At 37.5% G+C, this 23,582-nt stretch carries 13 protein-coding genes; all 13 read left to right on the top strand.

Annotated elements, in window-relative coordinates:
* The coding region (locus tag ABYT26_RS14345) for a glycoside hydrolase N-terminal domain-containing protein (RefSeq protein WP_372755085.1) at positions 1 to 2,327 on the top strand (2,327 nt) is incomplete at its 5' end.
* Positions 2,328 to 2,522: 195 nt separating this feature from the next.
* Positions 2,523 to 4,511 (top strand): hypothetical protein, encoded by a 1,989-nt coding sequence (locus ABYT26_RS14340; RefSeq protein ID WP_372755083.1) that lies wholly within the window; start codon positions 2,523 to 2,525, stop codon positions 4,509 to 4,511.
* Positions 4,512 to 4,640: 129 nt separating this feature from the next.
* Positions 4,641 to 7,274, top strand: a complete 2,634-nt coding sequence (locus ABYT26_RS14335; RefSeq protein WP_372755081.1) for a TIM-barrel domain-containing protein — start codon at positions 4,641 to 4,643, stop codon at positions 7,272 to 7,274.
* A 127-nt stretch (positions 7,275 to 7,401) separates the two neighbouring features.
* On the top strand, positions 7,402 to 9,927 hold the full coding sequence (locus tag ABYT26_RS14330; protein ID WP_372755079.1) for a glycoside hydrolase N-terminal domain-containing protein: 2,526 nt from the start codon (positions 7,402 to 7,404) through the stop codon (positions 9,925 to 9,927).
* Between the two features lie 78 nt (positions 9,928 to 10,005).
* Complete coding sequence (locus ABYT26_RS14325; RefSeq protein WP_372755077.1) at positions 10,006 to 11,235, top strand: putative glycoside hydrolase; 1,230 nt, start codon at positions 10,006 to 10,008, stop codon at positions 11,233 to 11,235.
* Between the two features lie 383 nt (positions 11,236 to 11,618).
* Positions 11,619 to 13,196: a glycoside hydrolase 43 family protein gene (locus tag ABYT26_RS14320; protein WP_372755075.1), complete on the top strand. Its 1,578-nt coding sequence runs from the start codon at positions 11,619 to 11,621 to the stop codon at positions 13,194 to 13,196.
* Positions 13,197 to 13,663: 467 nt separating this feature from the next.
* A complete protein-coding gene (locus tag ABYT26_RS14315) occupies positions 13,664 to 15,046 on the top strand; it encodes an alpha-L-fucosidase (protein WP_372755073.1) in 1,383 nt (460 codons plus the stop codon).
* Between the two features lie 163 nt (positions 15,047 to 15,209).
* Positions 15,210 to 16,265 (top strand): glycoside hydrolase family protein, encoded by a 1,056-nt coding sequence (locus ABYT26_RS14310; RefSeq protein ID WP_372755071.1) that lies wholly within the window; start codon positions 15,210 to 15,212, stop codon positions 16,263 to 16,265.
* A gap of 130 nt (positions 16,266 to 16,395) precedes the next feature.
* A complete protein-coding gene (locus ABYT26_RS14305; RefSeq protein ID WP_372755069.1) occupies positions 16,396 to 17,475 on the top strand; it encodes a 4Fe-4S binding protein in 1,080 nt (359 codons plus the stop codon).
* A 58-nt stretch (positions 17,476 to 17,533) separates the two neighbouring features.
* Positions 17,534 to 18,445: a hypothetical protein gene (locus ABYT26_RS14300; RefSeq protein ID WP_372755067.1), complete on the top strand. Its 912-nt coding sequence runs from the start codon at positions 17,534 to 17,536 to the stop codon at positions 18,443 to 18,445.
* Positions 18,446 to 18,611: 166 nt separating this feature from the next.
* Positions 18,612 to 20,963, top strand: coding sequence for a right-handed parallel beta-helix repeat-containing protein (locus ABYT26_RS14295; RefSeq protein WP_372755065.1), 2,352 nt, complete (start codon positions 18,612 to 18,614; stop codon positions 20,961 to 20,963).
* Between the two features lie 35 nt (positions 20,964 to 20,998).
* On the top strand, positions 20,999 to 22,393 hold the full coding sequence (locus ABYT26_RS14290; protein WP_372755063.1) for a hypothetical protein: 1,395 nt from the start codon (positions 20,999 to 21,001) through the stop codon (positions 22,391 to 22,393).
* A 143-nt stretch (positions 22,394 to 22,536) separates the two neighbouring features.
* A partial coding sequence (locus ABYT26_RS14285) for a glycoside hydrolase family protein (protein ID WP_372755061.1) occupies positions 22,537 to 23,582 on the top strand: 1,046 nt, incomplete at its 3' end.

The raw sequence follows: 23,582 nt of genomic DNA, 5'->3' as shown, positions 1-23,582 counted from the left end.
GTCATGAAAATATTCAACTGAACGAAGCTACACTATGCGCTGGAGGACCTAACCGAAACGATAATCCAAAAGCTAAGAAATCCTTATCAGCGATTCGTAATTGCCTTTTTAATGATAAAACTGAGGAAGCTCTAAATATTGCTAATTCTGATTTTGTTACTAAGATTTCCGATGGAATGCCTTATGAAACTGTTGGAAATTTGCGACTAAATTTCTCGGGTCATGATAAATACTCGAATTACTATCGTGAACTCGATATAGAAAACGCAGTGAATAAAACGACTTACTCTGTTGATGGAGTCAAGTTTCAGAGGGAAATATTCACTTCTTTTACCGATCAGGTAATTGTGATCAGATTGACTGCCAATGAAAAAGCTCAAATTAATTTTTCGACCAATATGGACCGACCATCTCCTGCAAAGGTTACGCTTTCTACCGAAAACAATGAGGTGTTAAAAATGACTGGCTTTAGTAGCGATCGGGTGAGTGAAAGAATTAAAAATGGAAAACCAATAAAGGGTCAGGTTGAGTTTGAATCTCGACTAAAAATTGTTACTGACGGTGGAACTCTCTCATCGAATGATTCAACTCTCATTCTTACAGGTGCAAACAGTGCCACATTGTACCTTTCTATCGCAACCAATTTTAATAATTATCACGATATAAGTGCTAATCCGCATCAAATCGCAAAAGAGTATATCGAAAAGGCCGAAAAGAAAAACTATCAGCAATTACTATCAGATCACTCGGCTTACTATCAAAACTATTTCAATCGGGTTGATTTGAATTTAGGGATAACCGATTCGATTAAAAATCCAACCGATGTGCGTATTAAAGAATTTAGTACAGGAAATGATCCTGCTTTGGCTGCTCTTTATTTTCAGTTTGGGCGTTACCTTCTTATTTCTTGTTCGCAACCTGGCGGACAAGCTGCAAATTTGCAAGGGATTTGGTGTAACGAACTTACACCGCCATGGAAAAGTGCTTATACCATCAATATTAATACAGAAATGAATTATTGGCCAGCAGAAGTTACCAACTTGACAGAAATGCATGAACCTTTGATTCATCTAGTGAAAGATCTTTCGGAAACAGGACGTAAAACTGCACAAGATATGTACGGTGCCGATGGTTGGATGGCTCATCATAATACCGATATTTGGCGTATTTGTGGACCCGTAGATGGTTCGTGGGGAGTGTGGCCAACAGGAGGAACATGGCTAAGTCAGCATTTATGGGAAAAATTTGCTTTTAGTGGAGATATAGATTATTTGCAATCGGTTTACCCTATTATGAAAGGAGCTAGTGAATTTTGCTTAAGCTTTTTAACTGCAGAACCAGAAAATGGTTGGATGCTAATGTCACCTTCTATGTCGCCAGAAAATGCGCCTAAAAATAGAGGAATTGTATCTTCTTTGGCTGCAGGAACTACTCTCGACAATCAATTGGTTTTCGACATGTTGACTAAAACAGCAGAGGCAGCAAAATTATTGGATACAGATTCGGACTTCATTCAAAAAATTGAAGAAACTCTACCTAAACTGGTACCTATGCAAATTGGGCAATACAGTCAGTTGCAGGAGTGGATGCACGATTGGGATGATCCCAAAGATCATCATCGTCATGTTTCGCATTTATATGGTTTGTATCCATCCAATCAAATTTCACCTTATCGAACTCCAGAATTATCCGAAGCCTCTAAAAATGTATTGATTTATCGTGGCGATAAGTCTACAGGTTGGTCTATGAATTGGAAAATTAATTTATGGGCGCGTTTGCTCGATGGTAATCATGCTTATAAGGTGATAGGAGATCAAATTAGATTAGTGGGCAAACCTGGTTCTCACGAAGAAGGAGGAACGAATACCAACATGCTAAATACACATCCACCCTTTCAAATTGATGGTAATTTCGGTTTTACTTCCGGTTTAACCGAGATGTTACTTCAAAGTCAAGATGGAGCTATTCAACTAATCCCCGCACTGCCAGATGTATGGAAAGAGGGTAGTGTTAGTGGACTTCGCGCTCGAGGCGGTTTCGAAATTGAATCCATGGAATGGAAAAATGGAGAAGTAGTAAAGGCAGTTATTAAATCTACTTTGGGAGGAAATTGTCGCATTCGTTCCTATTCTGAATTGAAGTTAGAATCGGAAGGTAAATTAGCGGAAGCAAAAGGAGAAAACCAAAATGCTTTTTACCAAATACCAGAAATCAAAGAGCCTTTAGTTTCTGAAAAAGCGAACTTAAAGGGAATGGATTTACGCTCTACCTATCTGTATGATAAAATGACTAAAGCAGGAGAGGAAATTGTTTTGATTCGGAAATAGACAGAGAATAATTTCTAACGAATTATTTGAAGCTTCGGCTTGATGTTTTCGTGACAGAATTGAAAAACATCTCTAAGTTAAAGTAAACGAGACTATTAATAGAGTTAGCAATCTCGCTTTTTTTGTTCTTTTTATAGTAAATGCAACATTTCCCCTATATATTGGAATGAATCTTAGGTCTCTTAAACTCTGTTTATGGCTAATTTGCAATTGCAAATTTTGAAAAACGATAAGTATATGAAAACATTTTCCAATACATTTATTCTGATAGTAACTGTATTCGCGAGCCTTTTTTGCTCCTGCTCAAACCTCGAGGCAAAACAAGAATCTTTAGATATATCTGCCTATTTAAAAGTGGGAGATAATGAGCATATTTATCCAACTACTGCACAAATAGACATATTAAAAAAAGTGGTTCCAGATACTGCTTTTCAACCATCGCCCTCATACCACAATCGATTGTATTGGAATAAGATTGCTTCAAGTGAATCAGGGAAGCAATATTTGAAGAATGCACTTTCAATAATAAACAGAGTTCCTGAAGTACCCATTTCTGATGAAATTTATCGTCGTGCAAATAGGGAAGGAAATAGAGGAATTTACAAACCTCGTTATTATCGCAGCATGGATCGATTGGAGAAGTTTATTTTGGGTGAATGCATAGAAAATGAGGGACGATTCATTCCTCAAATAGAGGTTTATATCGATTCTATCATGGCTATGAAATCGTGGATGCATCCTAATCACGACGACAAGGAAAATACAGTATTGGAAGGAAAACGTGTATCAATTGATTTGGGAGCTCGAAAATTTGGATTGGTTTTGGCTCTTGCCGATGCTTTGCTAGAAGATAAATTACCAGAGTCTTTAAGAGAGGAAATGGCAGCTCAAATTAAGCATCGAATTAGTGATTCGTATTTGAGAAGTTGTCGAGGAGAAGATATCATAAAAAGCAATACTTGGATTCGTAGCACTAGCAATTGGAATTCTGTTTGTACTAGTGGAACGCTATTTTCAACCATAGTAGCCTCTCCAAAAAGTGATGAACGCGTAGCAGCCATTGGTTGCGCCTTAAATAGTATGGTATATTATTTATCGGGTTTTGGTGAAGATGGTTATTGCTCGGAAGGTACCGGATACTGGAATTATGGTTTTGGTCATTATTTATATTTGGCCGAAATTCTTTTCGATTACACCGATGGAAAAATCAATTTGTTTGAATTTAATAATCCTGAAAAGCTGAAAAATGTAGCCAACTTTCCTCAGAATTTCCAAATTCATGAAGGAATGTATGCTCCATTTGCTGATGGAGTCACTCGACTTAAATCGGGATCTGATAATTTTGCTTACCTAATGGCGGCCAAATATTACGGAGCTAAAAAACCTGCAGAATTTATTCCTGATGAATCGGTACAAAGAATTGTGGGTTGGACAGGACTTGAAAATTACGTGACAAACAACGGAGATGAAAGTCTTTTGCCAGAATATACTTACTTCGATGACTTTGGGATTGTAATTTCTCGTGGTCAACAGCAAACACCTTTTTCCATAGCGATAAAAGCCGGTCACAATGCCGAGAATCATAACCATAGCGATGTGGGAACTTATGTCTTAGTTTTAGATGAGGATTATATTTCTGGTGATATAGGAGCTCCATCCTATACAGCCGGTGCTTTTTCGAAAACGAATCCAGCTCGTAGTTCTTGGGGACATCCGGTGCCTAGAATAAACAATACATTACAGTCAAATGGATTAGAGTTTCGAGGCGAGATCTTGGAAACAAGTTTCAGTAATAATGTGGATAGTCTTGTTATGGATATTAAACCAGCTTATGAAATTCCTGCTTTGGAAAAATTAGAGCGTAGCATGGTGAATAGCAAAACAGGAAAAGGTTGTATTACTGTAATCGATCAATTTGAAGCTAGTGAGCCTGTTAGTTTTGGAACAGCTATTATGGTGAACGTAAATTATGAAATTGTAGATAATAGTACGGTGATTCTAAGTTCCGAAAATCAGAAGGTTAAAGTTGATATTAGTTCGGTTGGAGGTAAGTTAGTTGTTAAAGATGAGCTAGTGCCTGTTAAACATTTACGGAGTGGTAAAACATCCTATCGTATCGGAATAGACTTTGAAAAACCTTTAAAAGAAGGTGTCATTTCTATAGCATATTCTCCAATGAATTAGATCTGGGTATTGTTAGCTGGTATGAAGCTGTTAAGGCCACTAAAATGAAGGTTGAAGATGCATGATTCTATTCGGTAAGAGCAAATAAATCAGAAAATAAGATAATGTTAAAGGTTTAAACAATAATCTATGTCACGATTACAAAAATTGTCAATTTACAGCCTCATGGGTTTGATGTTTGTATTGGCTTCATGTGGTAAGTTTAAGTATGCTGTTGAAAAGAGCGATCATGCTCTTAGCATAAAAATGGATAGCTTGGAACTTAATATTGAAATCATGGATGAGTCCATCATTCATGTTCAGAAAAGTTTGGCTGGAGTTGAGATCAAAAAACTTCCTGACTATGTAACGGTATTGAAAGCTCAAGATGTTGATTGGAAAATTCAAGAATCGAGGGATCAAGTTATAATAAGCACGAAGGCTATGAACGTTTTGGTAAATAGTGATGGTACTATTGAATACCAGAATATCGATGGAAAACACTTGCTTGCTGAAACCAACGAGTTAAGCTATATCCATCCTGATAAAGAAACCGGAAACAGAGTTTCTCAGGCTTTTGTTGCTGGAGATGAGGCTTTGTATGGACTAGGACAATTTCAGAGTGGTATTATGAACTGGAAAAATGTGCCTCTTCGCCTACAACAATACAATCAAGAAATTGCCATTCCATTTTTAGTCTCTACCAAGGGATATGGTATTTACTGGCATAACCATAGCCTTACGGATATCAACGAGTCACAAAACGAGATTCAATTTTCTGCAACTGGCATTGTGAAGGCTAAGAAAGATGAAAAACTTGTACCTGTTGATGGAGAAAAGGAAAATGTGGCAGCTTATGCCAGCAAGGAAGATGTAGAAAAAAACATACGTGAAACAACCTTCACACCAAGCAAAACCGGAGTATATACATTTCAGGCTCTAAGTGATAATAAGGGGCGTATGCGAGGAGAGATTAAAGTGTCTATAGATGGGGATGATATAATCAATTACTCGACTATTTGGATGCCAAGAAGATATTCAGGTAAAAAGTATTTAGAAGCAGGTAAATCCTATGAAGTTGTATTCCAAAATACGGGAGCCAAAATTCCAGGCCGCTTATTTTATAATAAACCCGATTATAATAAAACGGTTTTTAGCAGTACGCAAGGAAGCTGTATTAACTACTATTTGGTGCAAGGTGAAAATCCACAAGAAGTCATTTCGCAATATCAAAAGTTAACCGGAAAAGCCCCTTTGTTTCCTAAAAGTGCTTATGGTTTTTGGCAATGTCGCGAACGATATCACAATCAAAAAGAGTTGTTAGAGAATGCTCGTGAAATGAGAAAACGTCAGATTCCCTTTGATAACATTGTACAAGATTGGTTTTATTGGCCAAAAGGAACCAAAGGTCCTGAGTGGGATAGAGCAAAATATCCAAACCCTAAAGGGATGGTTGATGAACTGAAAAAATTGAACCTAAAATTAATGGTTTCGGTATGGCCCGAGGTGAAGAATGATGCTTTAGAGGAGAAGTATGGTCTTAAAAAAATAGAAAGTAGCAATTATGTGGATATTTATGATCCAGAAATAAGAGAGAATTTTTATCACATGATCAGCGATTCTATGTTTCATTATGGAGTCAATTCTATTTGGTTGGACGGAACAGAGCCTGAGGGAGTAAATAATACAAAAGTAAATACAGCTGTGGGACCTTACGAGGAGATTCAAAACCCTTATTCACTATTGGTTACCAAGGCGATGTACGAAGGTCGTAGAGAAGAATTCCCGAAAGAGCGTGTCTTTAATCTTACCCGTTCTGCCTATTCCGGACAACAGCGATATGGAGCAGCTTCCTGGTCGGGAGATGTAGAGGCTTCCTGGGAGCAATTTTCAGAGCAGATTGCTGCAGGTTTAAACTTTACAATGGCAGGGATCCCTTATTGGTCACACGATATCGGAGGTTTTTTTAGAGATTCAAAGTCGATTAATCCACAGTTCGATAGTCAGTATACGAATCCTGAATATATCGAATTGTTAACGCGTTGGTTTCAATTTGGTACTTTCAGTCCAATTTTCCGAATCCACGGTTATGTTTCCGAAACGGAAATTTGGCGCTACGGTCAGGAATTTGAAGACATGGCTCGCAAGTTTATCAATCTACGATATCAGCTTATGCCCTATATTTATTCTGAAGCATGGAAAGTAACCAACGAAAGTCAACTATTGATGAGTCCTTTGGTTTATTACTATCCTGAAGATAAAAAGACCTGGGGCATCAAAGATCAGCTCTTCTTTGGAGAATCGATGATGGTATCCTTTGTGACTGAGTACCAAAAAAGAACAAAAGAAGTTTATCTACCCAAGGGTGATTGGTTTAACTTCTGGACGGATGAGAGCGTTTCGGGAGGTAGGAATATTACGGTTGATGCATCTTTTAGCAGCACTCCGATTTTTGTAAAAGCAGGATCAATTATTCCTATGGGACCAAAAGTTCAGTATGCTACTCAAGCCACAAAAGAGGCAGTTAAAATCAAAGTATATCCTGGTAAAGATGCTGAATTTGTATTGTATTTAGACGACAATGAAACCTACGATTACGAAAAAGGGGAATACTCTGAAGTGGTGATTACTTATTCTGAAAGCGATAAAAAGCTAAGGATCAAAAAAGGAGCTGGTAATTTTATGGATTTTACTAAAAAGCCCATGAAATTTATAGTTGACATAGTGAATTCTCCAGAACAAAAAATATCTTTTAATGGAGATGAGACAATCATTTCACTGTGAGTGTTTTCATAAAGAACCGACTGAAATAGCATCTTGATAATTCAGAAAGTTAGTGATAGAAAAGCCATGAATGAGTTGCGAGAACCCATAAGTTTTTAAAGGATTATACTAGTAAAATAATAGGAAAATGAACAAATTACCTCAATTAAGTAAATTATGCATGATTGCTATAGGCATGATTACCTTGCTAATTAGTGGATGCAGTAATGCAGGAAAACAAAGCCCTTTAAAACTTTGGTACGATGCACCAGCTGCAGACTGGAATGAAGCCTTGCCAATAGGTAACGGACGATTGGGAGCTATGGTATTCGGGATTCCAGAGCATGAAAATATTCAATTGAACGAAGGTACTCTTTGGTCTGGTGGGCCGAGTCGAAATGATAATCCAGATGCAAAAGAGTCTTTAGCTGAGATCAGAAAGCTTTTGTTTGAGGGTAAATACAAGGAAGCTCACGATCTAGCCAATGCTAAATTTATTTCAAAGACTTCGCACGGAATGCCTTATGAAACAGTTGGGAATTTGAGGCTTAATTTTGCGGGGCACAAAGAGTTTTCGAATTACTATCGTGATTTGGATATCCAAAATGCGACAACAAAAACAAGTTATACTGTTGATGGTGTTGAGTACAAAAGAGAGGTTTTTACTTCCTTTACCGATCAGGTGATTGTAATAAAGCTAACAGCAAGCGAGAAGGGAAAAATAAGTTTTTCAGCAGGTATGGATCGTCCGGAACCATCTTTAGTAGCAGTTTCTACAGAGGGTAATGATATTTTAAAAATGACAGGTTCAGGTGCCGACAGAAAGGGGAAGCGTTTGCCCGAAGATGCAGAAGCGATTAAGGGACTTGTGAAATTTCAATCCAGATTAAAAATTGTACCCGAAGGAGGATCTTTGGTATCTACAGATAGTACCTTAGCTGTAAGTGGTGCTAATACTGCCACTTTGTATGTTTCTATTGCAACCAATTTTGTTAACTATAAAGATGTAAGTGCTGATGAAAACAAACGTGCTGCTGATTACATCGCGAAAGCGGAGGAGAAAAGTTACGAGCAGTTAGTAAGAGATCATTCGGCTTACTATCAAAAATATTTCAATCGAGTTGATTTGAATCTAGGAGTAACAGACTCAGTTCATAATCCAACCGATGTGCGTATAAAGCAATTTAGTGAGGGAAACGATCCTGCTCTAGCAGCACTTTATTTTCAATTTGGTCGTTACCTATTGATTTGTTCCTCGCAACCAGGAGGTCAAGCTGCCAATTTACAGGGGATTTGGTGCAATCAAATTACACCACCATGGAAAAGTGCCTATACTGTGAATATCAACACCGAAATGAATTATTGGCCTGCCGAGGTTACGAATCTTAGCGAGATGCACGATCCCTTAATCGAATTGGTGAAAGATCTATCTGTTTCAGGTCGTAAAACGGCAAAAGCTATGTACGGTGCCGATGGTTGGGTATGTCATCATAATACAGATATATGGCGAATTTGTGGTCCGGTTGATGGTGCTACCTGGGGCATGTGGCCAACTGGAGGTATTTGGTTGAGTCAACACCTGTGGGAAAAGTACATGTTTAGCGGAGATATTGACTATTTGAGTTCTGTTTACCCTGCCATGAAGGGTTCTGCAGAATTTTGCTTAAGCTTTTTAACGCCCGAACCAGAACATGATTGGATGATTATTTCGCCTGCAATTTCACCAGAACATGGACCTAAGAATTTTTCTAAGGGAGTAAATATGGCTTATGCTACAACGATGGATAACCAGTTAGTTTTCGATATTTTAACCAAAACTGCTCAGGCTGCAAACTTGTTGAATGAGGATTCAGAACTAGTTCAAAAAATTGAAGAAATGCTTCCAAAATTGGCTCCAATGCAAATCGGACAGCACAATCAAATTCAGGAATGGATAAATGATTGGGATGATCCAGAAGACAAGCACCGTCATGTTTCGCATTTATATGGTTTGTATCCTTCCAATCAAATTTCACCATACGAGAATCCTGAGCTTTTCGAGGCAGCAAAAAATGTTTTGATTTATCGTGGCGATCCTTCTACGGGTTGGTCTATGAATTGGAAAATTAACCTTTGGGCGCGCTTACTCGATGGAAATCATGCTTATAAAATGATGGGCGATCAAATTAAGTTAGTCGGAAGACCAGATTCCCCCCAAGGAGGTGGAACCTATGCCAATATGTTCGATGCCCATCCACCATTTCAAATTGATGGAAACTTCGGATTTACTTCAGGTTTAACTGAAATGTTAGTTCAAAGTCACGATGGTGCTATTCAGTTACTTCCTGCTTTACCTGATGTTTGGAAAGAGGGCAGTGTAAGAGGTCTTCGCGCTCGTGGAGGTTTTGAAATTGAATCCATGGAATGGAAAAATGGAGAAATAGTGAAAGCGGTTATTAAATCTAATATTGGAGGAAATTGTCGAATTCGTTCCTATTCCGAGTTGACTGTTGAAGGAAATGGCAATTTAGCAGTGGCAAAAGGAGCAAATAACAATGCTTTTTATCAAACATCAGAAATTAAGGAACCTTTACTTTCGACAAAAACGAATTTGAAAGGATTGAATTTACAGCCTATCTATTTGTATGATAAAATGACAATAGTAGGAGAGAAGATCGTTTTGGTTCGGAAATAGAGGAGGAATAAAGGAAACTCTATTCTAATGGTTTTAATTTGATTTTTTAGGTAATAATTAGAAAAAATATTTAGACTTATGCAAAAACAATTTTATAAAACACTGTTTGGTTTATCAATTCTATTGTCACTCCTTGTAACAACAGAAATAGTAGCGCAGACGTCACATGAAAAAGATTGTGGAAAGACTTATCTTGTAAGTGATGGTACTTCTTTTAGCTCAAAAGCTTGTTTCCCCGAATTTTCTTGGGATACAACTCCAATGTATTACCATTTTGGTGATATCGATCGGGTACTAAAACCTGAAGAAGTTAAGTTCATAGCAGAAAGAACAAATTTTATCACCATTGAAAAATCACATGCCTACCACCAGCTTGGAGACCCTGTACTTGGCACAAAACATGAAGTGGAAGCTTTTCACAAAGAAAAACCACAGTCAAAAGTATTATTCTATTACAATTCGTATGTTGCATGGCCTTTCCCTAGATTTAATAAAGAGCTCACTCCAGAGGGTATTGCTAAAAACAAAGAATTAGCCAAATTCTTAGCCATCGATCCAAAGACAGGTAAACTAAAGGAAAAAACGAGAGGACCTGCTTTTTCGTACTATTTTGATGCTTTAAAACCAGATTTTCGTAAATGGTGGGTAGCATCAGCTGCTGAAGGTGTGAAAATTTCAGGTGCCGATGGTATTTTTATTGATCGTATGAATGTGGATAAAAAGGCAGATTATCCTGAAGATCAATTAGCTGAAATAGCAATTGCTAAGGGTGAAATGATGGCTAACTTGAAAAAAGAAATAGGTCCCGATAAAATATTGATAGGTAACAATGGAGTCAATACGAAAGAAGTATTTCCTTCATGCGATGCATTCATGTTCGAGCATTACAATGCTGAAGTTATGGGTAAAGAAAGCCTTCTAAAAGATTGGGAAGATATGCTTCGAATCGCTAAAGCGGGAAAAATGTCTATTTACCGTTTCGGAGCAAAAGGTAAGGGTAAAAGAGATCTAACTATTGGAGCTACAGATACAAAGGGAATTGAAGAAATATCCAAGGATCAATTAGAGTTTTACCATGCTTGTTACCTTATTGGTGCACAACCTTATTCCTACTTTCAATACAATTGGGGTTGGAACTTATCTGACGGAAACTTGGTAAACTACCCTGAATTGCTAAAGCCACTTGGAGCACCAAAAGAAGCTTTTAAGCGTGTTAGTCCAGAAGGATGGCAATTTACTCGCGAATTTGAATATGCTAGCGTGTGGGTAGATACCGCAAAAAGAGAAGCTAAAATAGACTGGCAGTAAAGCTTATTGTTTGCCTTTCAAGGCAAGTTAGAATATTTTAGTATGCATCGGCGTTTTTTTATTGAGAAGTCGATGCATACTTGTTTTTGCAAGGTATCTAAAAACAAATTTGGAGATTTATTTGCAAGGGAAAAGTATCTGCATGTCGGTTTTTAATTGTGTTACATTTCTCTAAAAAAATGAACGATTTCACTCCATGCAAAATAATATGTATTGAGGTTGTGAATCCTGAAAAGTTCAATAAAAACGCTTATTTTGTGATGGGTTTTCGAATGGGTAAGGGAACCCTATTCTAGAATAGAATCGATTTTATCGAAAATCTTCAGGAATATTCTAATACGATAAATCCGTAAAAATTATCCAATCCTAATATGATAGTAGCAATGAAAAAAGTATTACAAGTAATTTTTATTTTATTAGTATGTGTGTCTCCGATTGCCGCCCAGAAATGGACTGCAGATTTGGGAAATGGTCATTTTAAAAATCCTATTATTTTTGCTGATTATTCCGATCCAGACATCATTCGTGTGAATGATGATTACTATATGGTTTCTTCCAGCTTTAATTGCATGCCTGGTATTCCTATCCTGCATTCTAAGGACTTAATAAATTGGGAAATCATTAACCATGTCTATCAAAAATTACCTTTCGGAAAATACAATAAGCCAGTACATGGTCAAGGATGTTGGGCACCATCTATTCGTTTTCATAAGGATAAATTCTATGTGTATTTTTGTACACCCAATGAGGGATTATTTATGGCAAGTACTACCGATCCAACGAAGGAATGGGAGCTAACTCATGTTGTGAAAGTTGAATATTGGGAGGATCCATGTCCTATTTGGGATGAGGATGGAAATGCATATCTGGTTCATAGTAAATTATGTGGAAACGATTTACTACTGCATAAGATGAGTGCCGATGGTAAAAAACTGCTCGATAATGGAACGTTAATTTTTAGTGATACAGAGAAAGAACCTATTATTGAGGGACCAAAGTTCATGAAAAAAGATGGATATTATTACATTCTAGCTCCTGCAGGAGGTGTGCCCGAAGGCTGGCAAACAGTATTACGTTCAAAAAACATTTATGGTCCATACGAAAGTAAAAAAGTATTACATCAGGGAAATACAGAGATCAATGGACCCCATCAGGGAGGGCTTGTGGATACAAAATCGGGAGAATGGTGGTTTGCTCATTTTCAGGATAAAGGCTTATATGGAAGAATCGTACACCTAAATCCAGTTCATTGGGAAAATGGCTGGCCATTAATGGGCAAGGATATCAATAATGATGGAATTGGCGAACCTGTAACGGAGTATTCTAAGCCTGATGTAGGTGAAATTTATCCCATCACGATTCCTCAAACGAGTGATGAATTTACTTCGGAAACACTCGGTCTTCAATGGCAATGGCATGCCAATCCTATGGATGATTGGTATTCTTTATCAGGAAAACGAGGAAGTATAAAATTAAATGCCGTACAAAATCTAACACAACAGGGTAATTTATGGCATGCTCCTAACTTGCTCTTGCAAAAATTCCCAGCTCCAGAATTTACTGTGACTACAAAAATAGAATTTCATGGAGATTTAACTGGCGATCAATGTGGATTGCTTGTGATGGGAAGAAAATGGGCCTACGTAGCTTTGGTTAAGAATGAAAAGGGAGTAAATATTGCCATGTACGAAGGTTCTAATAGTAGATGTGAGAGTAAAACCAGAGAAATGGAGAGTATTCCTGTTGGTACAGAAAGTGCGTATTTACGGGTGAATGTAGGAGCTAATGGCGTTTGTAAATTCGAATACAGTCTTGATAACAAAATTTTCATGTCCATAGGAAGCGAATATATCGCCAATACAGGTCAGTGGATTGGTGCAAAAGTAGGTTTGTTTTGTATGAATCCAAATATGACTGAAAGTAAAGGATATGCTAATGTTGATTGGTTCAGAGTAGAGTGAGATTTTTAGCTTTCTAAAATTTGGATTCGTTATTTCAGATTTTAATTTAAAATAGATCCAACAGAAATAGCTTAGCAAAGAATATTTCTGTTCACTATATATAATTTTTTTAAAAAAGTAGGCTGCACTTTGTTGAAAGAGCAGCCTACTTTTTTTGAGTTTATAAAATTTATTTTCTAAACATAGAAAGTGATGTTTTTGCGGACTTAATGGATGTTGTCTCAAAGATTTCTTCATAGTCGATATAATTTAAATTTTCATAATAATCCTGCTGTAAGCTTCTGTTTTGTATGCAATGCAACATTTTACCTATTTTTTGACTCGTATTTTGCGTAGGCCAGAAGCCTTTTATGGCTAATTTGCAGGCGTTAATTTAAGATTTAAAACGATTGTTATTTCTGATTGAAATTCATGTCGTTTTACAGTTTAAGCATTAAAAATTCCAAAACAAGAAATAAAATCATATTATGAAGATACAGAATCAAACACTTGCGAGTTGGATCATGCAATGCATGTTAGTCGGAATACTTTTATTTAGCTTTAGTTGTAAACCCAAAGTTACAGAGGTGAAAAAACTTTCTGATGATGAGCGTATGGAGTGGTGGCGCGATGCTCGATTTGGAATGTTCATTCATTGGGGTGCTTATGCAATTCCTGGTGGTGAGCGTAATGGCGAAATTTGTGGTGGCGGTGCCGAGTGGGCAATGGACAAACTCGATTATACGATTGAAGACTACGAAAAAGAAGTGACAGCAAAGTTTAATCCTACTGAATTTGATGCTGATGCATGGGTTGCAATGGCTAAAGATGCTGGGATGAAATATATTGTTCTAACCACAAAACATCACGATGGATTTTGTTTGTGGGATTCAAAGGTGACCGATTATGATATTATGGAAGCTTCACCTTTTAAACGTGATATCGTAAAGGAACTTTCTGAAGCTTGTAAAAAAGGAGGAATTAAATTCTGTTTTTACCACTCTATTGTTGATTGGCATCATCCACAAGCTCAGGCTCCTTTGTATCCAAACTACAATGCAGGTCAAAAAGATCAAACGGTTGTGAATCCCGAATTTCCAAAATACTACGAGAACTATTTAAAACCTATGGTGAAGGAACTTTTGACCAATTATGGTGATATAGGAGTTGTGTGGTTCGACGGGGATTGGATTGCTGATTATACAACCGAAATGGGAAAAGAACTCTATAAAACCATTCGCGAAATTCAACCCAATACCATTGTAAACAATCGTGTTGATAAAGGAAGAATGGGAATGGAAGGAATGGACAAAGAAGGAAATTTTGCAGGTGATTTTGGAACTCCTGAGCAAGAAATTCCTGCTACAGGTATCGATAGCGATTGGGAAGCATGCATGACCATGAATGGTTCCTGGGGATACAAACCGTCTGATGAGCATTGGAAAAGTAACGAGGTACTTATTCAGCATTTAGTGGATATCGTATCAAAAGGAGGAAATTTTTTATTGAATATTGGTCCTGATGCGCAAGGCTTATTTCCACCAGAGAGTGTGGAACGTTTGAAAGCAATGGGAGAATGGACAAAAGTAAATGGAGAAGCAATTTATGGTGCTAAAGCGAGTCCATACGATTGTCCTGAATGGGGTCGCTACACAAGAAAAGAGACTGCGATTTTTGCTCATGTTTTCGATTGGCCAGAAGATGGAGTGTTGCGTGTGAATAGCGATGTTAAAATAGAGAGTGCAAGTTTGCTTGCATCGCCTGATCAAAAGTTAGAAGTTAAGAAAGATAGCACAGGAATTTCTATAGTTTTACCAGAAAGTGCTCCCGATGCCTACGCATCAGTAGTTAAAATTAATTTGCTTAAATAATTACTGAGGAAAACCGAAAGAAATAAGTCGATTGGTAGATAATATTTACATTAGCCATCTGTTAGCTCTGTCTGGCAGATGGTAAATTTGTAAATCATGAGAAAACTTTTCAGAAATAATTGAAATTAGGATGAAAACACCACTACTATTAATATTGATTTTTTTGAGCACTCATTGTAGTGCTCAAAAATCTACTTTAGGTGAATTTTCTGAAGTGCCTCTTAAAGGTGGTTTTCAAATGGAAAATTATTGGGTTTGGGGTAGCTCTGTTATCAAAGCTGATGATGGTAACTACCACATGTATGCTTCGCGTTGGCCAAAATATCTGCCTTTTCATCCTGGTTGGATGATTGGCTCGGAAATAGTTCATGCGGTTTCTCATACGCCCGAAGGTCCTTACACTTTCGTTGATGTGGCTTTGGGGGCCAGAGGAACGCAATACTGGGATGGAAGATCCTGTCATAACCCAAAAATTGTTCGCTACAAGGGAGAATACATTTTGTACTATATGGGTTCTACTCATCCTTTTGAGGACATCACAGAACAGAATGCCGATGAGCTAACTTTAGATAGTAAATGGTGCATTACCGCTCGCTGGCGAAAAAGAATTGGCATTGCGACTTCAAAAAGTCCGAATGGCCCATGGAAAAGATTGGATCATCCTATTTTGGATGTAAAACCAGACTCCTTTTATAATTTTTTGGTTTCAAATCCTTCTCCACTTATTAAAAAAGATGGTTCTGTAGTGTTGATTTTTAAGAGTCGGGATTACAATGAGGATGGCGTCACAAAAGGAGATATGAAGGTCAGCCTTGCAACGGCTCCTTCTTATGGTGGAAAATATACTGTTTTAGGAGACAGTCCTCTGTTTTCGAAAGACAATTTTGGAGAAATCGAAGATCCACATTTGTGGAGCGATCAAGATGGTTACCATATGATTGCAAAAGATCAACGAGGACAAATAACTGGTGAAGCTGGTGATGGTTTATTGGCTCATTCAAAAGATGGAATTCACTGGATAGTAGATGAAAACCCAAAAGTATACACCAAAACCGTGAAATGGGATGATGGCAAAACCAGAAAACAGGGACAACTCGAAAGGCCTTTTGTTTTGGTAGAAGATGGAAAACCTACTTACCTATTTTTTGCGACCATGAATGGACCTGGTGGCTTTGGAAATGGCACAAAAACCTGGAATATGGTGATTCCTTTAAAATAGGAAGTAAATAATAGCTAATCAAAGTTAATATTTGAAGAAGGAATAATCTAGTTTGGTAAGAGAAGTATAAATAATGCAAGTAAGAAGTATAAAAAATATTTTTAAATCATTCACAAACCTCATAATTGTTGTGTTCCTACTATTATCTGTAGCAGCATGGAGAGGACAATTATTTGGTATCAGTTTAAAGGGAAATACAGGCACGAATTATACTTTTGATCTCACAGCGTCTGATTGTCAATCTATTTTTCCTGAAGTTGATGCTGTCGAAAAATCGGATGATTCTCAGTTTAATCTTTCAGATGTTTTAAATAGCCTTGTGGGGTATGCCTATGCTTCTAGAGGCGAACAAGGGTACGGAGGGCGTGTACCAGTAATCACTTTTGTTGATGTAAACAATGTGATTCGTGGAATTAAATTGGGTGAAAACTATGAGAGTGATGAATACCTTGCCATTGCAGTTAAGAAGGGAATTTTAACTCAATGGAATGGAGTTCCTCGAAATCAGGTGACGAATACTGTTGTTGATGCAGTTGCAGGAGCAACAATCAGCTGTCAGGCAATAATTTCGGGGGTTCAAAACTCCGCTTCAGAGCAATTGCTTGCAATTCCATTTGAATTTTGGACTGTAGAAAATATTGTATCACTTAGTTTATTAATTGTCCTCGTTTTTGCCTGTTTTTATCCAAAGAGAGTCATTAAATATCGAACAATTTTACAGATTCTTACTGTAATTGTATTTGGATTTTGGTTGGGACGTTTGATGTCCTTTGTTCAGTTTGTGAATTGGCTATCGGGTGGTGTGAATTGGCAGATTCAATTTATTGTGCTGATGCTAATGGGTTTATCAATAATCATCCCAATTGTTTTCGGAAAAGCTTTTTATTGTACTTGGGTTTGTCCTTTTGGAGCAGCACAGGAGTTATGTGGAAAAGCATGTTCCAAAAAACTCCAAATTTCAACGAAAAGAGCTCGTTTCCTACAGCTTTTACGAGAAAGATTATTTACAATATTATTGTTATTCTTATGGACAGGTTATTCATTCGATTTAACTTTGCTTGAACCTTTTTCTGCATTTTCATTATCAAAGTTTAGCTATTGGTTTATTGGTTTTGCATCCATATTTTTAATTGCATCTGTGTTTATTCCAAGAGTCTGGTGTAGGTTTTTTTGCCCTACAGGTTTTATTTTAGATTGGATTCGAAAATAGAGATAGAAAATGCTTTAGAATATAAATAGATTATGAATTTTTTATTAGAACATAAAAAATGAAGAGCGATAGAATTTTAAATATTATTTTGGCTATAGCCTTACTACTTCTGATTGTCAAAATAAACAGGTTTGATTTTTTAAAATCGAATGATGGCATTGCTCGTGCAGTCCAGCTTGAAAGAATGGCCGATAAAGTTTATGATTTAAAATCAGGGACACATCAAACATGGGTATCGTTAACAGTAGCTGAAAGTAAGCGATTAATAGCAAAAGGACTTGCTATTTATCCACCCGTTAAGGAGTGTATGAAAAATGGGAAATTAATCATGGCCAAAGGAACAACAAATACCTATGTTGCTGAAGAGTTGATTCATGATTCTCTTACCAATGGTGAATATGTATTGGGCTATATAAGTCCGGCTAAAACCAATAAAAAGGTAGATAGAAGTAAAAAACGCAAGGAGTTGGTTCTGATTAATGGAGAGGTTAAAGATATCCCTTACAAAGAAATTTTGTCTGATTTGGAGGAAGGTGATATTGTAATGAAGGGAGCTAATATTATTAATCATAGCAAAGGACAAGCAGCTATCATGATAGGTCACCCAACAGGAGGAACCATTGGTGATTTGTATCCTATTATTCAGGAGAAGAAGCTTCGTTATATTATTCCGGTAGGATTGGAAAAAGAATCGTCGCAAGACATAAATGTGATTGGAGAGTATAGTAAAATAGAACATGAAAATATTGCTAAAAAGACACCCTGGTTATGGAGTGTGAAAGGTGAGCTGTTCACAGAAATAGAAGCCATAAAGCAATTTGCCGATGTTGAGGCGATTCATTACGGTTCTGGTGGTGTTGGAGGTGCCGAAGGTGCTGTTTCGATTCTCATAAGAGGATCAGAATCCGAAGTAAATAAAGCACTTGAGGTTATTGAGTCAATTCAAGGAGAATCGCCATTTATCGAGTAGTAAGGAAAGTGAGTTATTCGTAAGTATTTAGGATCTTATTGCACAAATTTTGCATTGTTTGGGATGAATTCACCATTTCAGACGGCTTTTTATATCTATTTTCGTTTTTAAAGGAAAGTGTAAAATTTGCACATTGTTAATATATCATCGTAAAAATTGAACCAAAATGAGAAAGCTATTTTTATTACTGATGGGATGTACTTTTTTATTTTTTAGTGCTTGTAAGCCTAGAGTAATAAAAATTGTTGTTGATCCTACACTGGAAAGTAAGGAGTCTGTTGCATCATTGCAAGAAGCTTTGCAGCAAGCAAAACAAGAGAAAAAAGATGATTCTTCTGCTCTTATTGAAATTATTGTTCAGCCAGGAGAGTACAATTTAACATCACCACTTGTAATTACTCCAGAACTAAATGGTTTATCTATTATTGGTGCAGGAAGCGATAAGGTGAGTGTAAAAGGTTCTCTTCCTTTGGAATTGAAGTGGAAGGTATTGAATGACAATATATATGAAGCTTCTGTTGCCGAAAATCTGGATTTCGATCAACTCATAGCAGATGGAGAGGCACAGATCATGGCACGTTACCCGAATTACAACGAGGATGCTGGAATGTGGCAAGGCTATGCCAAAGATGCCATATCTGTCGAAAGAATTGCTTCGTGGAAAAATCCGGTTGGTGCCTATTTTCATGTCATGCACAAAGGCAAATGGGGTGGTTTTCATTACCGAATTACTGGAGTGAATGAAGATGGAACCGCTATTTTAGAAGGAGGACATCAGAACAATCGACCTTCGGCTCCGCATCCAGAATATAGAATGGTCGAGAATGTATTCGAAGAGTTGGATAGTCCGGGCGAATGGTTTTTAGATCGCGAAAAGCATAAGCTATACTATTGGCCGGAGAAAAATATGGATATTGCAAATGTAAATTTTGAGGTTTCCGTTATAAAATCATTAGTAGAGACAAAAGGAAGTATAGAAAACCCTGTTAAAAACATAAGTATTCAAGGAATTACATTTGAAAACACACAGCGAACTTTTATGGAGGAATATGAGCCTTTGTTGAGAAGTGATTGGACCATTTACCGAGGTGGAGCTGTGTTTATGGAAGGAACGGAAAATTGTTCGATAGAAAATTGTGAGTTTACCGATTTAGGGGGAAATGTGATTTTTGCGAGTGCCTACAATAAAGGATTAAAAATTGCCGGGAATCACATTCACGATTGTGGCGCAAGTGCCATTTGTTTTGTGGGAGATCCTTCTGCTGTTCGTTCTCCAGCTTTTCAGTATGGACAATTTGTTGCTTTGGATAAAATGGATACGATTTCCGGACCTCAAAACGACTTGTATCCACGAGAATGCATTGCCGAGAACAATTTAATTCACAGAATAGGAAGATTAGAGAAGCAAACGGCCGGTGTAGAAATATCAATGGCAATGGACATTACCGTTCGTCACAATAGTATTTACGATGTTCCTCGGGCGGGAATTAATATTGGAGATGGAACCTGGGGTGGACATATTTTGGAATACAACGATGTGTTCAATACCGTATTAGAATCGGGTGATCATGGATCTTTCAATTCATGGGGAAGAGATCGTTTCTGGCATCCCAATCGCCATAAAATGGATAGTATGACAACGGCAAATCCTAATATGCCCAAGTGGGATGCAATTCACACCACCATTATTCGGAACAACCGCTTTCGTTGTGACCATGGTTGGGATATCGATTTAGATGATGGTTCTACCAATTATCACATCTATAATAATTTGTGTTTGAACCGAGGAATCAAGTTAAGAGAAGGATTCTATCGCGTGGTTGAGAACAATATCATGGTCAACAATTCTTTGCATCCTCATGTGTGGTTTGCCAATAGTAAGGATGTGTTTAAAAAGAATATTGTTAGCGATGCCTATCAGGATGTTCGCCTTCTTGGATGGGGAAAAGAGCTCGATTACAATCTGTTTCCCAACGAGGAATCTATGATTAAATCACAGATTTATGAACGGGATTTGAACAGTGCTTTTGGCGATCCTTTATTCAAAAATCCTGAAAAGCTTGATTTTAATGTTGTTGAAAATTCTCCTGCTCTTGCTCTAGGCTTTGTGAATTTTCCTATGGATCAGTTTGGGGTTCAAAAAGCAAAATACAAGGCCATTGCAAAAACACCCGAAGTTCCTGTTTTAAAAAATCATGCTAGCAGGGAACAAAAGAACAGTCCGGTGGTTGCTTGGTTGCGTAATAATATAAAAAGTGTGGATACAGAAGAGGAACAGTCTGCTTATGGTTTAAATAATACGGAGGGTGTAATTGTTTTGAGTGTTTGGAATGGGAGTCCAGCCGTAAAAGGTAATGGATTAAAGAAAGGCGATGTTATTTTGGAAGTGGAAGGTGAAAAAACAAAAAATTCACTTATCTTTCTGCAGATTGTAAAAAAATATCAAAAGTTAGGAGAGATTAGACTTGTTGTGATGAGAAATCAAGCAGAACAAGCTTTGTTAGTTCGAACCAAATAGGAAACATATAAATCAAGATAATTAAGAATTGAAGCATGAAAACGAAACTGACATTACTTGTAGTACTAAGCCTGTTTTGTGTTTGCTTAAAGGCGCAAAATAAAGTTAAAGTTTACTACGTAGACCTAGGAAAAACAGAAAAAAATATTGAAAATTCAATCCAGGAATATCAATATGAGACACCCGAAAAAGCTCGCCATCGTATCAATGTTTATCCTGATATCGAATTCCAAACCATGGAAGGAGTTGGAGGAGCTTTTAACGAAATTGGTGGAGAGGCTTTGCAAGCTCTGCCTACCGATTTGCAGGATGAAGTGATGAGAAAATTATTTAGTGCGAAGGAAGGAGCAGGTTTTTCCTTTTGCAGAACGGCGGTTGGTGCGAGCGATTTTGGTATTGATGCTTATAGTTATTGCGATGTAGATGGCGATTATAAAATGAAGCATTTTTCCATCGATAGAGAAGAAAAAACAGTGATTCCTTACATTCAAAAAGCTTACAAATTTAATCCAAGCCTGAAAATGTTTGCTTCTCCCTGGAGTCCTCCTGCCTGGATGAAATATTCAGGATTCATGGATCGTGGAGACGAATTTCGGGAAATAAATCACCTGAAGGACGAAGCAAAAATTTATGAAGCTTATGCTCTGTATTTTTCAAAATACATTCAGGCTTACGCCGATAAGGGAATTGTTATTGATCGTTTGGTGGTTCAGAACGAAACCGATGCAAGTACCAAATATCCTTCCTGTTTAATGCCTGTTGAGCAAATGGCGAAATTCACTAAAAATTACCTTCGTCCTCGTTTCCAAAAAGACGAAATCGCAACTGAAATCTGGGCTGGAACCTTCCGGACTGCAGGTCAGTTAGAAGCCATTAAATTAGCTGCTAGTGCCGATTTACGTGCTCCTTTCGACGGAATTGGGATTCAATATTCCTCTTCACGTTCTATCAGCGATTTATTGGGTATTTACCCTGAAGCTCATATCATGCATACCGAAGGGAATTGTCATAATGGAGCGAACAATTGGGCGCAGGCAAAAGATCGATTCAGAGAAATAGCAGATTATGTAAATGTTGGAAGTCCAAATTACTGTTACTGGAATATGATTTTGAATGAAACTACGGAGAGTGGTTGGGGATGGAAACAAAATTCATTGATCAATATCGATCGTGAAAATCAAAAAGTGACTTACAATCCAGATTTTCAAACTGTTGCTTTTATGAGTAAATATTTGCAAGCTGGATCTGTTCGTGTGGCACATTTTTCTCGCGGAAAAGTAATTTCGGTGAAAAAGGACAACAAGTTATTCCTAATGTTGCAAAACGAAAAGGATACTGCAGAATCTTACGATTGTCAGATCGATACAGAAAGTATTGCTGTTGTTGAGATACCTGCAAATTCGCTTTCAGTAATTCAAATTGAATTGTAGGCTGATTGGTTTGAGTTAATTGTGTGCTGAGCTTTCATTAATAATAAATTGAGAGCTTACTAAAATATAAAAAGTAGTAAGAATTGACCTTTGTATTAGTTAGCAAAGGTCAAACTTGTGCATTAAGAAGAACAAATTAGAATATGAAAAGACGCGATTTTATTTATAAATCTATTGGCGCCGCAGCAGGTGTAGCTTTGCTACCAAGCTTTTTGTCTTGCAGCAGTAGTAAAAACGACATTGCTTTTATTGAACGTATTTTACCGGCTCCCATCGGAGGTGGATATCAGGATCCTGATTTCTGGGTTTGGGGTTCATCTGTGGTTAAAGGGGAAGATGGTCGATACCATATGTTTGCTAGCCGTTGGTCTAGAAAACTGAATTTTGGGAATTGGGTAACGAGTTCAGAGGTAGTTCATGCTGTTGCAGATACCCCTGTTGGACCCTACGAAACGGTCGATGTTGTGCTTCCTGCAAGAGGAAAAGAATATTGGGATGGAATGTGTACCCATAATCCTCGGGTTGTAAAATATGGAAAGCAATATTTGCTGTACTATTTTGGAACCACTTACGATTTTGAGCAACCAACAGCGGGAAATGCTAAAGTTTCCAGCGAAAACTGGAACAAAGCATGGATGAACAAACGAATTGGTGTGGCCACAAGCGATAGTGTTTACGGTCCATGGAAGAGATTAGATCAACCCATTCTGGAACCACGTGAAGGGAATTGGGATGCTTCCATCACCTCCAATCCGGCTCCAGTGGTAAACGAAAAAACAGGAGAAATTTTACTGATGTATAAATCTTCTACAGGTGAACCGAATTCACCGCTTTTATTGGGTGTTTCGAAAGCTTCGAATCCTGAAGGTCCCTACGAGCGTTTAAGCGACGAGCCTATTTTTAATTTTAAAACGGAAGATAGTAAGCGCGTCGATTTGGAGGATCCCTACATTTGGTGGAATGGCGATCAGTATGAGGCAATCATAAAAGATCGCTCAGGAGTGCTTTGTGGCGAAGAGGGTGGTGGTGTTCATGCCTGGTCGAAAGATGGTGTGGAATGGAACTTATTTAAGAATCCATTGGCATACAGTCGTAAGGTTTTGTGGGACGATGGAACAACGACCTATCAAAATCATTTTGAACGACCTTTCCTTTTGATTGAAGATGGCGTGCCGACTCATTTTTTCGC

Origin of the sequence: Labilibaculum sp., from assembly GCF_041595635.1 — a bacterium.
Classification (GTDB): Bacteria; Bacteroidota; Bacteroidia; order Bacteroidales; family Marinifilaceae; genus Labilibaculum.
This window is presented reverse-complemented; position numbering and strand designations above follow the sequence as displayed.